Raw genomic sequence first — 15,906 nt, forward strand, 5'->3', positions numbered from 1 at the left:
TTTATTTATTGGTATGACTCAGTTCCGAATTGTTTTTGTGCACCGTTGCTATGAATGTTGTTATGGTTTTGGCAGCGTCGGCTATGGTTCCAGACCACTCAAAGCTAAGAGAATTGTTTTTTAATATTTTCATTGAGGGTACGGTTTTTATACTGTTCAATATGCTCCAACCATCCACTAGTGGTGGGTCAGAAATTTGTATCACTGCTTTTTGCGGTTTTATGTTGATCTCACAAATACCAATAGAATTCCCATCTATTCTTAGTTTATGCATTAATATTAGGCGTTCCGTTGCTTCTGGCAGGGGTCCAAAGCGATCTATAATTTCCATCCTAATTTCATCTATGTCATCTTTTTTTTGGCAATCAGATAGTCGCTTGTATAAACCTAGGCGTATTCCAACATCCGGACAGTAGGAGTGAGGCAGCAATATTGGTTTGTAGCAATGAATTTTGCTATTAACTCTTTGATTGCAATTGGTATCGCCGTCGCTTTTTGATGCGCTAAGTTTTTTTACCGTGTCTTGTAACATTTCAGTGAATAGATCAAATCCTACTTGGTGCATTTCTCCTGATTGTGCTTCTCCAAGCAATTCTCCAGCTCCACGAATTTCAAGATCATGACGGGCTAGAAAAAATCCTGCACCTAAATCATCTGCTGATCTGATAGCATTCAGTCGCTTCTGAGCATCAGGGGTGAGCAAAGATTCCTCATTAGGTATTATAAGATAGGCATAAGCTTGGTGATGTGAGCGACCAACTCTACCTCGTATTTGATGCAACTGGGCAAGACCGAATTTATCGGCACGATGAATAATGATAGTGTTGGCATTTGGGTTATCGATACCATTTTCAATGATTGTTGTGCAAAGCAAAATATTGTAGCGATGCATGGAAAAATCACGCATTATATGCTCAAGCTCACCGCTTGGCATTTGTCCATGTGCTACTGCTATACGAGCTTCCGGCACCAACTCCTGCAACCACAATCGCTTATTATTGATGGTACTTACTTCGTTGTAGAGGAAATATACTTGTCCACTTCTTTTAAGCTCGCGAAGTATTGCTTCTTTAATCATAGCTTTGCTGTCAGGAGAGATGATGGTTTTAATAGCAAGACGTCGTTGCGGTGGCGTGCTAATAATGGAAAATGACCTGATACCGTCTAAGCAGAGAGATAAAGTCCTGGGGATTGGAGTTGCAGTCATAGATAGCATGTCTGTGTCTGCACGCCACTCTTTTATAACTTCCTTCTGGCGCACACCGAAACGGTGTTCTTCGTCAATTATTACTAAACCCAAACGACAAAAAGAAACATCCTTTTGCAACAGCCTGTGTGTTCCAATAACAATATCTATAGAGCCATCACTGATTTTACTAATATCTTTAGTGACTTCAGTATTTGATCGAAATCGTGATAACTCTGCGATTTTTATAGGCCATTGGGAAAATCTAGATGAAAAAACTCGATAGTGCTGATTAGCCAGTAATGTTGTTGGGCACAGTAAGGCTACTTGTTTACCAGACATAGTCGCTATAAATGCAGCTCGTAATGCAACCTCTGTTTTTCCAAACCCAACATCACCGCAGATGACTCTGTCCATGGGTTCGTCTTTTTTCAGGTCTTCTATTACCGATTTAGTTGCATCTAGCTGGTCATGTGTTTCTTCAAAATCAAATTCCTCACAAAATTTTTCATAATCTTCCTGCGAACAGGTTAGAGATGATCCCTTTTTTTCTTTGCGACGACTATATATCTCTAATAATTCTACAGCCGTATCATGGGCTTTTTCTCTAGCTTTTGCACAAGTCTTTTCCCATTGGGATGAATTGCCAAGTTTGTTAAGAGGGGCTTTATCACTGTCAGATCCAGTGTAGCGTGACAGAAGGTTTAATTCAGATATAGGAACAAATAGTTTGTCATCATCAGCATAATGAAGTCTGACGAATTCTGCGGGATTATCATCAAATACCATAGTTTCCAGGCCATGATACCTACCAACACCATGTTGTCTGTGGACTACTGGTTGACCTATTTTAAGCTCAGAAAGATCCTTAATCCAAAATTCCCACTCGGAAGTTTTTCTCCTTTTGTTCCATCGTTTGCCCATGCTAGGAAATAGCTCAAGCTCTGTTATTACCATAAACTGATTGGGCAGAAGCCATCCACGTGACAGATTACCAACTAAGATTACAAATTTGTGGTTACTTGTTACTGCTTCGCAAAAAGAGGAAACAACAACTGGTAATGGCATCGAGTTTTGTGACAGTAAATCAAGTAAAACCCCCCTACGACCTACCGATTCGCATACGATAATAATTTTTTCTGAAAAATCCTTACAGGTTTTTTTTAGATGTAGTAGTGGTTCTGGGTTTTTGCTATTTATTGCAACCAGAGGGGCAGTTTTGAACAAACTATTGCTGTTGTCATCTTCGCTAACCGATATCCTTATGTTGTTTCGCGATTGAGCAGATATAAAAAACTCTTCGGAAGTAATATAGATATGTTCTGGTGAAAGTAGAGGGAAGCTAGGGTCATAGTTAAGCGTGCGATAGCGATCGTGAAGTGTCTCCCAAAATTTTTCTATGCCTGCGTTGAGATCACCATGACGGATAATGGTTGTGTCTTCGGACAAGTAGTCTGTAAGTAAGTTTAGCTTGTCATGAAAAAGAGGAAGATAATACTCAACTCCTGCAGGGAAAATACCATTTGAGACATCTTTGTAAAGTGTAAGGTTATAATGCTCCCCGGGTAATATGGAACGAAATTTTTTGCGAAAGCACTGAATTCCTTTTTCATCTGTAGGTATTTCTCGAGCGGGTAATATTCGGATATTAGTAACTGATTCAATGCTTTTTTGCGTGTCAACATCGAAAGATCTTATACTGTCTAATTTATCATCAAAAAAATCAAGGCGATATGGTATTTCTGAGCCCATTGGAAATAGGTCAACTATGCTTCCTCTTATACTGAACTCACCACAACGATATACTTGGCTGACCGCGTTGTATCCAGACTCAGTTATTTGCTTTTTTATTCTTTCGTAAGAGTTATTTTCTCCAGCTTTGAAAATAAACGTACGGCTTGCCATGTACTCTATGGGTATTAATCTCTGTATAGCAGTTGTTACAGGGGTAATTATAATGTCTACCTGGTTTTGATGTAGCAACCACAGTGCTTCAAGACGTTCGGATACTAAATCTTGATGAGGAGAAAAACGCTCATATGGTAATGTTTCCCAATCAGGTAGAATGTGAACCGTCTTTGAGGGGAAGTAAAATTTAATTTCATGAAGCAGACGTCTAGAATCTTCCACCTTCTCGGTTACAATGAGGAGCTTTTTATCCAATTTGCTGATTTGATAACTATCCACGCCCGGAAGGCAATGTTTATCCAGAAGGTTGGATTGGCTCTTCATTACAAAATATCCGTGATTTGCGTTAGATTAGGAGGCGTTTTTCTTCATCAGCGATAGAACTACAGAAGAAGTAGATAACCCGATGAGTATTATAATGGACGACACAGATACGTTCCAGTGTAATAAGGTGCTATACACTGCCAACATTACTAACACTCCTATATTTTCACACATATTTTGTATTGCTATAGATTTTCCTGATCCAGTTAGTAAGTAACCTCTAGCTTGCAAAAGTGCATTCATAGGAACGATGAAGAATCCTACTACTGCGCCAATAACTATTAAATAAGGAATAGCAATTATTACAGACTTTATTAGTACTAATAGACACATAAGAATGCTGGCAATAAATCCAACAAAAGTTATTTTATCAATTTTTTTAAGAGTTACTACTTTGGATGATATTACAGACCCTATTCCTATACCAATCGCAAATACTGACTGTAGGTACGCAGTTTGAGAAATTGAGAAGTTCAAGTTCTTTTCACCCCAAAGAATTAGGAGAAACTGTAGAATAGCGCCAACACCCCAAAATAGCGTTGTTATTGACAGAGACAGTCTTCCTAGCCGATCCTTCCAAAGAGTTTTGACGCTTTCGAAGTAACTAGTGGTTTGTTTCAGATCACCATTTTTGTGACAAGAACTGACTGTTTTGGGGATAAACAAGTTAAATGCCATTGACAATAGGTAGACACAAAACATTATTACTGTGGCAACTTGTGCTGCACTGTTTGTGCCACTAAGTTTGCTTGCTACAGACTTCACCAGGAAGTATTCAGAAAAATTTTTGGATACCAATATTCCACCAGAAATAGACCCCAGTATTATTGATGCTACGGTAAGTGTTTCTACCCAAGCGTTTGCCTTAACCAATAGGTCTTCTCCCACTAGTTCAGCGATAATGCCGTACTTGGCTGGTGAATAACATGCTGCACCTACACCAATGATGGTATATGACAGAAGTACCAGTTGCCAGCTGTTGCTGTTGCTGCTAGCCAAAAGATAGAATAGAACTACGCACCCGGTTGCTTTTATTCCGCTGGTGGCTAGCATAAGCTGATTTTTATATACTTTGTCCGATATCGGTCCAATCCAAGATGCTAGTAGTACGTAAGGGGCAACAAAAAAGAACTTGAGCAATGGTGTTACCCATTCCGGAGATTCGGTTACGCGAAATAAATCTATAATCACCAGCATGATTGCATTATCAGCAAGAGAAGAAAGGAACTGCGTAATCATTAAAAAGTAAAATGCATATCCCATGATGGTGTTCAAATCCCTATAGTATCCAATGATAACAGCCTGTCAGCGAAAATATTAAACCCACAAGACCAATTACAGCCATGCTACACAATAGCAGCTTAGCATAATTGGTTTTTGTGAGCACTAGCTGTTCTCAAGGTGGATATTATGGTGAACACGAAGGAGCATTGGTGCTAACATGTTGTTCTTTTTTATCCGCAGATAGATAATCGTTAGTTACTCTACGAATGAGAGGGATAAAAAACACTATCGATATTATATTCGGGATCGCCATTAGAGCGTTTGTTAGGTCAGAAAACAGCCAAACAATTTTTATATGGCTTACGCTTCCTAGTAGTAGTACTCCGATGGTCATGATCTGTAATACAAAAATTGATTTACCACTGAATAGGAATACCCACGCACGTTCGGTGTAATAGCTCCAAGCTAAAATGGTTGTGAAGGCAAATACAATAATTTCAGCATCAAGTAGATATACTCCATACTCATGCATAGATTGTTCTACCGCATTGCTGAAGAGCTGTATCCCAATATTTCCCGAAGTCCAAGTTCCAGTTACTATTACTACCAAGGCTGTTATTGTGCAGATGAACATCGTGTCTATAAATACCCCCATCATTCCTATCATTCCAGAGTTAACGGCATCATCTGTTTTTCCGGCTGCTTGGGCTATTGCAGCCGTACCAGTTCCAGCCTCGTTACAGAAAACTCCTCTGGCAATACCGTAGCGAATAGAGTTCATAATGGAGGATCCAGCAAATCCACCAATGGCTGCTGTCGGATGGAAAGCGTGTTTGAAAATAAGACAAAATGCTGATGGCACTTCTCGGAAGTGGGTTAGTAGGATAAACAACCCCATTCCTACGTAAGAAACGCACATCCATGGAACCAAATAATGGGCAACTTTACCTATTCGTTTTATTCCTCCCATTGTTATAAATCCAATTAATACTGCTGCTATCGCACCAGATGCTAAGTGCGGAACTGCGAATGTTTGCCACATGGCATCTGAAATGCTGTTGATCTGTGTCATTGTTCCAGTTCCAAGCCCAGATATAATGGTAAAAACAGCAAACATTGTTGCCAGCCACCGCCATTTTTTTCCCATTCCATCAAGAATTACGTACATAGGGCCACCGAAAAACTCTCCATCCTTGTGTCTTCTAAATCTCACAGACAGGAACACCTCAGCGTATTTGGTAGCAATCCCAGTAATGGCAGTGCACCACATCCAAAAAACGCTCCCAGGCCCTCCAATGGCAATAGCACTTGCTACTCCTACTATGTTCCCAGTTCCAACTGTTGAGGCTAGACCCGTCATTAGTGCAGCATAACTGCTTATTTGACCAGGATTTTTTGAGCTACCAGAGTTTCTCCAACTGTGGAATATGGCCCTAAATCCATTGTATATTGACTTAATTGGCATAAACTTGAGGTTTATTTGTAGCGCCAGTCCTGTTCCCAAGAACAGGATAATCATGGGAGCTCCCCAAAAAAAATCGTGAACTATACCAACGTAGTTGACTAGTGGTTGCACTAAAATTACCCCCTTTTTAACGAGTTACTAGTATAGTGTTAATATGTATTGCAACAATTATTGTTTTTTTAAACTTGGTGTATACGACTACCATACATACTTGGTTGTGTTCTAATCATGTATCTAATCGAACGTATACTCTCCCATTGTACCCCCATTAGTGTATGAAGAAAAAGAAAATAACATATCAATGTCAAAATTGTGCTGCAATTGCACATTATTGGCAAGGTAAGTGTTCATCTTGTGGGGAATGGAATTCCTTAGTAGAGTTGATTACTACTATCGATGGACGCCTTTCAACGTCTAATTCTGCTATGCAGCAAAAGATTTGTCGATTATCAGATGTTGAAATAGCTGATGTTCCACGTTGGCTGGTAGGTTGGGATGAATTTGATCGCGTTTTGGGGGGGGGTATTGTTCCCGGTGGGGTTGTTCTAATAGGAGGTGATCCCGGTATAGGTAAATCCACATTACTATTGCAGGTATTGTCTTACATGGTTCCAGATAGACCTGTTTTGTACGTTACTGGTGAAGAATCAACCGATCAAGTTGCACTTAGAGCGAAAAGATTAAACCTTAAGAGCCATGATATGGATTTGCTGGCTGAGACCGATTTGGATGTAATTATTTCTACTGTTGGTTATATAAATCCAAATCCACAAATCATAGTAGTTGATTCAATCCAGACTATGTTTATGAATCATATAAGTTCTGTTCCTGGTTCAGTGTCGCAGGTTAGGGAATGTGCCTATCACTTAGTTAGGTACGCTAAAAAAAACAATGTTTCTGTGATAATGATAGGGCATGTTACCAAGGATGGCTCTATAGCTGGACCGAGAGTTCTAGAGCATATTGTCGATACTGTTCTTTATTTTGAAGGTGATAACCATTCTAACTTTCGTTTGGTTAGATCTTTCAAAAATCGTTTTGGTCCTGTTAATGAGATTGGTGTTTTTGCTATGACAGAAAATGGACTGAAGGGGGTAAGTAATCCTTCGGCGTTATTCTTGTCACAGAGAGATGATCCTGTTTCAGGAACATCAGTTATGGTTATGCAAGAGGCAACTAGGCCACTTTTGGTAGAGATTCAGGCCTTGGTTAATAAATCCTATGGAACTGCGCCTAAGCGATTAACATTGGGTGTTGATAATCATAGATTGTCGATGTTGATGGCGGTTTTGGCTCGTCACGCCGGTGTATTTTTTGCAGAACAGGATGTTTTTGTTAGCGCAGTTGGTGGAGTTAGAGTGATAGAGCCGGCAGCAGATTTGGCTATTTTATTGTCTATTTTTTCATCTATTCGTAATCACGTTTTGCCACCGTCATTAGTTGTTTTTGGTGAAGTTGGGTTAACTGGGGAAGTTCGTGCCGCGCCTCGAGGACAAGATCGTCTTCGTGAAGCTGCTAAGCTAGGATTCAAGGAGGCAATTATTCCCCATGCCAATGCTCCTAAGCAAAATATACAGGGACTACGAGTTCATCCAGTATGTTCTGTTCGTCAAGCTCTATCAATTGTTTTACCGTAGATATGTTTGTTGTAAAACGAGTATGATTTTTGCTGTACTTCTCAATAGGTGGCAAATTAAAACTAATTCATTTTATGATGACGGCCTTTTATAATGATATTTTTGTTACGTATTGCCACCGATTATTGGTGACAATCGCTGATGTATTATCAGGCAATATAGTCGTTGGTTGAAGTTGGTTTTATTGATATAGGAGTGGCTGGTCTACTCTCTGCGTTGGTTCTTCGAATGCGTTCTGCCTGACTTGTGATACTGTTTTTTTTATGTGATTTTCAGAAGCCATGAGTAGGTGCTCTTTTAGTGCCGATAATACTTTATCTTTATCTTCATCCATGAATGATCGGACAAAATCATTTCCTTCAGGTAACAGCAATCCTTCTGTCAAGAGATATTTCCATAGTGAGTTTATACTGCAGTTACTAATAGGATTGACAAAATTTTTAACTTCTTCAGTTGCGGTAGCTACTATTCTGTCTATTATTGACCACTGTCGTGCCAAGAATTCACTGCGGTCTTCATATTTGTAGGAACTTGCGCTTTTAGTACTTTCGTTCATATAAGACTTTTGTTCCCGTACGTAGCACACGAGCGCTTTAGTTTCTGGGAGCGAATAGACAAACTTCTCAACATTCAATAGCGATAGCTCCGTTAGACGAGTTATCTCCCTACAAGAGTTGAAGGACATTACCATTCCCAGGCAATTTCTTAAAAGTAGCTTTCCTATGAAATCAGGGTTTGTCATGAACTTTGCCATATTTTTTGCGCTACTTATTATTTCGTTCGTTGCTACATTTTCTACATTTATATTATAACAGCTGGGCAAATTGCAGTCATCAAATTCAAACTTGCTCGAATTTATGCATGCTTTAGATTTGGCATTTATCTTGTTGCGTACAGCCTTCATTAAGTTTTTATCAATTAGCATAGAGTAGCTTGGATCATTGTTAGTCAACAATAATGGCAATAGGAATAATTTACCTGATGATCTTAATGTCGAATAAATGGCGTCGTCCATCACACTTAGTAAGCAGTGAGACATTTGTGAAGCACTAGTACTGTATCTATTTTGCACGTAATTCCTAAGTTTTTGTAATGTTTCACCATAACTGCAACTATTACTGGAATGAGTGTAGAGCGGTATCTCTACGGAGAGCTTTTTGAGGGTTTTGTTAATGCAACGCATAAATAACCTGATCGGCTCAATGATGGGTATTGTGTCGCTGTTTGGGTCATCAACGGGTGATGATCGCATTGACTCAAGTTTCTTATTTTGTAACGATGGTGGTTTACTGGAAGGACGTTTTTCTCCTTTAAAAAAAGTAGACAATCCTATCCCAACCTTACTTTTTTCAAGTCGATTTTTCAAACACTCTTCTAGATACTTTTCTAAATTTTCATACTTATCACCGCTCAATTTACTAGATGCAGTTGATGGTTGTGTTCCGTTTTTAGTAGACGTGAGTTCTTTAGTAATATTTGTTCGCATATGAAGACAGTCTCTCAGGTGTGGGGTATTAATTTTGGAGAGGTCACTGACTTTGCTACTTTCAACGCTATCTGAATATTTTAATAACTTTATACAAGAACTTGAGCTAGGTTCATTATCTTTGTCATAGGTCGTTCCATCTGTAATCATTGGTACTGTACCCGTACAAAGATTATTTTCTCTATAGGAGATTCTCATTTTCTTACATGGGGTCTCATTACATATTGATTGCAACATCTCTTTTGGGGTTCTGCTTTGTGTGGGCAACTTCAGCAGTGGCGAATTATCACCATTTGCAGTTGTATCAAAGCCCTTTTCATTTGAGCTTGATGGCGTCGGTTGGGCACTTAATGTGTCATCGCAGTGATAGTCATACAATAATTTATATGATTCCCCAATTAAATCAGCAACACTGTCGTTGCATTGGTCTGTCTTGCTAGATGGAATAGGATTCGTTTGTACGATTATGTTACCTGAACCATAATTTCTTGCCTGTTGATCGGTGAGATCTAATACGTTGGCATCGTTGGTCATCGGTTCAAATGCCTTATTGTGGATCACAAATTTTCTCCATAATCATCGTAATTATTACCATAGAACAAAGACCGCAACATATCCCCACATTGATACCATATTTATCTGTACTTGAAAAACGAAAAAGGTCTGGATTTTATGGTTATTTTTAAAATAATCTCATATCATTAAATTGAAATGTAGCTACCCATTAATTTACGTAATATCGGCTCAAATTAGTAAATAATTTTTTCTAGAAGTGTTTATTTTTATCTGAATAAAATTTTCTTTTGTGAAACTTTTGCGTGGTATATAAATATAAAATTACAAGTTGATGTCTTAATCAAAATCACATTTGAACCCCCAATATATCCATATGTATTATAATAGCACCTAGGATAAGAGAAACTTTGGGTAAAAATCATAAATAACGGATCCTAGTGAGTATTGCTGGTCTTTATTGCTAGTATCTAATTAACTATGTGGTAATTTACAACCTTGCGCATTATTGTTATTGTTCGCATGTAGAGGTTATTCCGCCTGTTGCCGCCCGAATTGTATAATTGTTGCTTATTCTTGACTATATAATTTTTTCCCGTTATGTATAATCTCATTTCCTCGTTGGTTGAAAGATTGTTAATTTATGCAGCGTCCTGTACGTAACATTGCCATTATTGCACACGTTGATCATGGAAAAACTACCTTGGTAGATAAGCTATTACAGCAATCTGGTACTTTTGAAGCCCATCAGCAGATTGCTGAACGTGTTATGGATTCTAACGATTTGGAGCGGGAGAGGGGAATTACTATTCTTGCAAAGAATACTGCCGTTGATTACAAGGGAATTCACATAAATATAATTGATACTCCTGGGCATGCTGACTTTGGTGGCGAGGTTGAAAGAGTGTTGTCTATGGTTGATGGTGCTCTGCTGGTAGTTGATGCAGTTGATGGACCTATGCCACAGACTCGTTTTGTAACAAAAAAAGCGTTAATGCTTGGATTGAAGCCTATTGTTGTTGTCAACAAGGTTGATCGCGATTATGCTAATCCTGATCGCGCTGTTGATCAAGTATTTGATTTATTTGACAGATTGGGCGCAACTGAGGATCAGCTGGATTTTTCTGTTATCTATGCTTCTGCTCTTTATGGTTGGTCTGTGGTTGATATCGGGGATGATAGAGAGTCCATGATTCCCCTGTTTGATGCCATTATTGACCAAGTTTCTCCGCCCATTGCCGATATTGATGCCCCACTACAGTTGCAGATTTCTGCACTGGATTATTCTAGTTATGTAGGTCGTATAGGAATAGGTCGTATCCATCGCGGTTCTTTGAGAACAGGTGATCGCGTAGTTGTTTGTAACCGAGACGGAGAGCGATTTAAAACAACTATCTCTGCTATATATGGTTTCCGTGGATTGGATAGAGTCCAACTTGAGGAAGCTTTTGCCGGTGATATCGTGCAGATTGAGGGGGTGGAAGTTCTAACGATCGGTGCTACTATTTGTAGCCAAGAAGTAGTTGATCCGCTTCCTATTTTGTCTGTTGATGAACCTACTCTTCGAATTTCTTTTCTGGTTAATTCGTCTCCTTTTGCTGGAAAAGAGGGTAAGTTTCTGACATCTCGCCAAATTCGTGAGCGTCTGCAACGGGAGTGTTTAACTAATGTAGCTTTGCAGGTCCACGAAACCCCTAATTCAGATGTTTTTGAGGTTTGTGGTCGTGGGGAGTTGCACTTGTCAATTTTGCTTGAGAATATGAGGAGGGAAGGATATGAGATGGCGGTAGGTCGCCCTCAAGTTATTCGTAAGGAAGTTGATTCAGTTTGGCATGAGCCGTTTGAGCGGCTTACATTAGAGATTGATAGCAAAAGCCAAGGGGCAGTTATTCAGGCTTTAGGTTTGCGTGGCGGCGAGCTTGTTGAGTTGATAGTAGTGGAGGATGATAGATTGAGGCTGGAGTATCGCATGCCTGCTCGTGGTTTGATCGGATTTCAGAGTGAGTTTTTAAATTTGACCCGTGGCACTGGAGTAATGAGCCACGTTTTTGACGATTATGCTCCGTCAGTTTCCAATGAGATCGTTTCTCGTACCCAGGGAGTTATTATTTCACAGGAGCAGGGTGTTGCCGTAGCGTACTCGCTGTGGAAACTACAAGAGCGCGGGCGTTTGTTCATAGATCCAGGTGAGCCAGTCTATGAGGGGATGATAATTGGTATTCATAGCAGAGAAAATGATCTGGTTGTTAATCCTATACGTGAAAAGAAATTGACTAATACGCGTGCTGATGGTAAGGATGATCATATAGACTTGGTGCCCCCTATAGAATTGTCGCTTGAAGCTGCGATTGCTTTCATTGCGGAAGATGAGTTGGTGGAAGTCACCCCTAAGAAAATTCGTTTGCGCAAAAGGCACCTTTCTGAATCTGATCGTCGCCGATATGCAAGAAGTGTTGGTCCTTAGGATATGCGCTTAATTACCGTTAGTGCATCTTCTCTTATTGATAATCCTCCCGTGTTGACTTTTTCGTCAATGAGTACACATAGCAGTTTCTGTGTGCGATCTCCGTTTATGCGGCTGGATCCCATGACTGTTCCTGCTTCATCTTGTACTGACAGTATCTGAGTGCCAATTAGTATGTTTTCTTCGGATATTATGTGGCATTGATAGAGGCTTCTTTTGGACTGTCCTTTGTAGTGTGTGCGTGCTATTACTTCTTGTCCTGGGTAGCATCCTTTTTCGAAACTAAGTCCTCTTCCAGACTTTAGTCCAACGGACTGAGGAATTACCTTTTCGTATGTTGAGGGGTGGATCCATACGTATCCGCATTGCCAAAGGTGATCGTTCCAAATGCCGATGGTATTATACGGTAGGTCTGGTCTAGGTTCGTGATCATCAGGAGAAATGTGTAGGGTACCGGTTTCGTTGTAATACAGTACGATATCATTTCCGCTTATTTCCCAGCTATTTGTTTTAATACTTTTATTACGTGGTCCGATAATTGCTGTTAAGCGTGAACCCGCCATTGGTTCAATGGTAATTTTTGCGCGTAGAATATATCTTTTGATATCGTCTAAGAAAGTTTTTTCCATAAGTTGTGGCATAATCATATGCACTCCTATGTTATCTTTCCATATCCACATTATTGTTTTTATTCGTCCTTTGTGATTACACCAGGACGATAGTTGCCACCGATTGGGCATTAATCCCAGGAGGTCATTGGTAAATTGGTTGTGAAGGAACTGGATTGCATCAGGTCCAGTAGCAAAAATGTGAGAAAATTCATTTAGTGGTACTTTTTTGGTGTTTTCATGAGAAATATCAATAAAATCTGTCATCAGTTTCTCCTAAGGGTGATTAGTTTGCCTAAATTAGGTATTGTGTTAGTTTGTTCTGTAGGTTTTATTGGGATTAGTTTAGTCATTTTTTTTTTACTGACATACTGTTTTTTTTCTTTTTACCCAATACCAGATAACATTGTCGGTCATTCTCTGCTGATAAGAAAGTCCATGACTCTTCGTCAGATTGCTAAACAGGCTGATCAAGAAGGATTGGCAGCACCTTTTTGGGTGTGGAGAATTACGGTGCAATTTCATTGTTCTAAGTATTTTTTTTATGCTGGCTACTACGATTTGGTTTATAGAGATTCTGTTTACTCCCTGGTTGAAAGAATTTGTCGCGGTAAATCTAGATTGAGTCAATTTACTATTTTGGAAGGAAGTAGCTGGAACGTTATTAGAAAAAAACTGGATGATGTTTATGATGTCAATCATAGGATACAGCAGATGACTGATAAGGAAATTTTGCTAGCTTTGGGTGATAATGAACACCAATCCTTAGATGGGTTATTATTTCCTGATACTTATTGGTATGCTCCTGGAGAGGATGATCTTTACTTGTTGCAACTTGCCTATAAGGTAATGTTAAAGAAGCTGAACGATATTTGGATGGACAGAGATCGTGATGCTGTTCCATTAAGTCGGCCTTATGAACTTTTGACTGTAGCTTCTTTAATTGAGAAGGAGGTTAAGCTTCCAAATGAAAGATTCCAGGTTGCTAGTGTTTTTTACAATCGCCTAAGAAGCAAGATGTTTTTACAGAGTGATTCAAGTGTTTGTTATGATGGTCGTTGTACTAACAGTGAACAACCTACAGCTCATGATTTATCCAACGTCCATCCACATAATACGTACCGACGCCGAGGGGTTCCTCCTACTCCAATTTGTTTTCCGAGTGAATCGTCATTGATATCTGCTGCGCATCCAAACAAAACCAGTTACTATTATTTCGTTGCTAAGGGTGATGGATCTAGTTATTTTTCTCATTCTCTACTGCAGCACAACAAGGCTGTTCATAGATTCTTGCCTGGAAGAGGTCATGTTACCTAATTTTGTTGAGATTATTGTGTGAAAAAAGGATATTTTATAACATTGGAGGGTCTTGATGGTGTTGGGAAGAGTAGCCAAGCTTCGTGGTTGTCTGATTATCTGAGGCAAAACGGTCGTTCTGTTACCGCTACTCGTGAACCAGGAGGGACTTCTTATGGTGAACAATTGAGATCTTTCTTCCTCAATTTAGATATTTGTGTTGAGGCTGAGCTTTTCCTAATATTTTCTATTCGGATTCAGCATGTTTACGAGAAGATCTTGCCTGCTCTGACCTTGGGTAGAGATGTGGTGTGCGAGCGCTTTATGGATGCTACTTATGCTTACCAAAGTGGTGGGCGGGGCATGTCTTATCAAAGGATTTCTGCTATTGAACAGAATTTATATTTACCTGCTGTTGATTTGACTTTTTTTCTTGATGCCCCTATTGATATTTTGCGAAAACGATTGAATATTAAGCTTTCTGATCGTTTTGAGTTACAGAAAGATGATTTTTTTTCCCGTGTTCGCGATGTTTATCAACGGCGTATTAGTGAGGATCCCTCTCGTTTCGTAGTAGTTGATGCGTCTCAGTCTGTGGATTCTATCCGCCGTATTATGAGTACTGTCCTTGTTGATCGTGGTGTTATACCTTCTACTGTTACGTCGGGGTAGATTATATGCTGGAGGATGGTTATTGGTATGATTTGTGCAATGAACAGTGCTCTGATCCCTATTTCTTATTTCCTTGGCATGTTACCGAATATAAGAGTTTGATGAAGTCATTAAGACTCAAGCCGGTTCAGGTTGTTCTATTGTCAGGGTTAACACTTACTGGTCTTTTTAAATTGGCTCATTTGGTTAGTATTGGGCTGTTGTGCGAGAAAGATGACTGTTCTGTCTATCCTTGTGGATGTTGTGTTGGGTGCCGTTGGGCATCAGCAGACTCTCATCCAGACTTTAGGTGTTTGTTGTCAAGTTCTCACCTACTAGAGTTTTTGCCGTCTTTTGTTGTTTCTTCATATGCTGAAGATAAGAGTAAATCAATGGGCGGTATTTCTGTGGATCGTGTACGAGAGCTGACTCATTTTTTCTCATTGTCTACATATCGTGGTCGTCGAGTCGTTTTTATTGCTCCGGTGGAATCGTTGACTGACAATGCTCTTCAGGCTCTTTTAAAGACCCTAGAGGAGCCAGTGTCTGAAACTACATTCGTTCTTATGAGCTATTCTCCTCATCGTCTTAAAGCCACTCTTTTAAGTCGTTGCCAAATACATTGGCGTGTTCCATCTCCCCGACCGGATGCTATAGAAAAATGGTTGTCAAATTTATCAATACCTACGTCTGTATCGGCATTGCTTTCTTCTTCTGCTGAGTTTATTGTTTACCACCGACCTTTCTATGCCCTGTTACTTATGATTACAGAAACAGGTAATTTGATTATGGAGGTTCGTGATAACTTGTTTCGTCGCCCTCTGGACTTTTGGGTTGTTACTTCATCTTGTAGGGTTATTATGCAGAAATGGGGGAAATTTTTGACCTCTCATCAAGCAGTATCTGTTTTGCTTGATATCCTAGTAGTTATGGTTCATAAGCATCTTGGTGTTTACTGGGGTTCTGATGCCGAGAAGTTGTCGTTGCAGCAAAAAAAGTGTGGATTACTGGCTTGGCTACGCTTTATTGATTGTATCCAGGAAGCACGTTCCTTAATTCATACTGCGTTGAATCAAGAATTAATCCTTGATCATATTATGGTTTATCACCCATTACGTTAGATGTTTGGGGTACACTGTGGAGT

The 15,906-nt window shown here is 39.6% G+C and carries 10 protein-coding genes; 5 read left to right on the plus strand and 5 right to left on the minus strand.

The annotated features are described in order from the left end of the window. Position 1: 1 nt before the first annotated feature. The 3 genes from mfd to Arg41_RS03995 form a co-directional block, all read right to left on the minus strand. A complete protein-coding gene (mfd, locus tag Arg41_RS03985) occupies positions 2 to 3,418 on the minus strand; it encodes a transcription-repair coupling factor (RefSeq protein WP_092343233.1) in 3,417 nt (1,138 codons plus the stop codon). A 27-nt stretch (positions 3,419 to 3,445) separates the two neighbouring features. Beyond that, the gene (gene lplT, locus Arg41_RS03990) at positions 3,446 to 4,681 is read right to left on the minus strand and encodes a lysophospholipid transporter LplT (RefSeq protein ID WP_092343234.1); all 1,236 of its coding nucleotides are present in this window, start codon (positions 4,679 to 4,681) and stop codon (positions 3,446 to 3,448) included. A gap of 145 nt (positions 4,682 to 4,826) precedes the next feature. Next, on the minus strand, positions 4,827 to 6,218 hold the full coding sequence (locus Arg41_RS03995) for an alanine/glycine:cation symporter family protein (RefSeq protein WP_242641396.1): 1,392 nt from the start codon (positions 6,216 to 6,218) through the stop codon (positions 4,827 to 4,829). A 164-nt stretch (positions 6,219 to 6,382) separates the two neighbouring features. Between Arg41_RS03995 and radA the strand changes: the two genes are divergently transcribed. Beyond that, the gene (gene radA, locus Arg41_RS04000) at positions 6,383 to 7,744 is read left to right on the plus strand and encodes a DNA repair protein RadA (RefSeq protein WP_092343235.1); all 1,362 of its coding nucleotides are present in this window, start codon (positions 6,383 to 6,385) and stop codon (positions 7,742 to 7,744) included. 181 nt (positions 7,745 to 7,925) lie between these two features. Here radA and Arg41_RS04005 read toward each other — a convergent pair whose 3' ends face one another. Further along, positions 7,926 to 9,791, minus strand: coding sequence for a hypothetical protein (locus tag Arg41_RS04005; RefSeq protein ID WP_092343236.1), 1,866 nt, complete (start codon positions 9,789 to 9,791; stop codon positions 7,926 to 7,928). Between the two features lie 595 nt (positions 9,792 to 10,386). Here Arg41_RS04005 and typA point away from each other — a divergent pair. After that, a complete protein-coding gene (gene typA, locus Arg41_RS04010) occupies positions 10,387 to 12,207 on the plus strand; it encodes a translational GTPase TypA (protein ID WP_092343237.1) in 1,821 nt (606 codons plus the stop codon). Here typA and ygfZ read toward each other — a convergent pair. Continuing rightward, complete coding sequence (ygfZ, locus tag Arg41_RS04015; protein ID WP_092343238.1) at positions 12,204 to 13,082, minus strand: CAF17-like 4Fe-4S cluster assembly/insertion protein YgfZ; 879 nt, start codon at positions 13,080 to 13,082, stop codon at positions 12,204 to 12,206. The genes typA and ygfZ overlap by 4 nt on opposite strands. Here ygfZ and mltG point away from each other — a divergent pair. From mltG to Arg41_RS04030, 3 genes are read left to right on the plus strand one after another with little or no spacing between them, the layout of a single operon-like run. Further along, the gene (gene mltG, locus Arg41_RS04020; RefSeq protein ID WP_092343239.1) at positions 13,056 to 14,132 is read left to right on the plus strand and encodes an endolytic transglycosylase MltG; all 1,077 of its coding nucleotides are present in this window, start codon (positions 13,056 to 13,058) and stop codon (positions 14,130 to 14,132) included. The genes ygfZ and mltG overlap by 27 nt on opposite strands. A gap of 18 nt (positions 14,133 to 14,150) precedes the next feature. Then, positions 14,151 to 14,783: a dTMP kinase gene (tmk, locus tag Arg41_RS04025; protein WP_092343240.1), complete on the plus strand. Its 633-nt coding sequence runs from the start codon at positions 14,151 to 14,153 to the stop codon at positions 14,781 to 14,783. Between the two features lie 5 nt (positions 14,784 to 14,788). Then, on the plus strand, positions 14,789 to 15,883 hold the full coding sequence (locus Arg41_RS04030) for a DNA polymerase III delta subunit-related protein (protein WP_092343241.1): 1,095 nt from the start codon (positions 14,789 to 14,791) through the stop codon (positions 15,881 to 15,883). The last annotated feature ends 23 nt before the right edge of the window (positions 15,884 to 15,906 follow it).

It is taken from the genome of Candidatus Ichthyocystis hellenicum, assembly GCF_001460935.1.
Lineage (GTDB): Bacteria > Pseudomonadota > Gammaproteobacteria > Burkholderiales > 2013Ark19i > Ichthyocystis > Ichthyocystis hellenicum.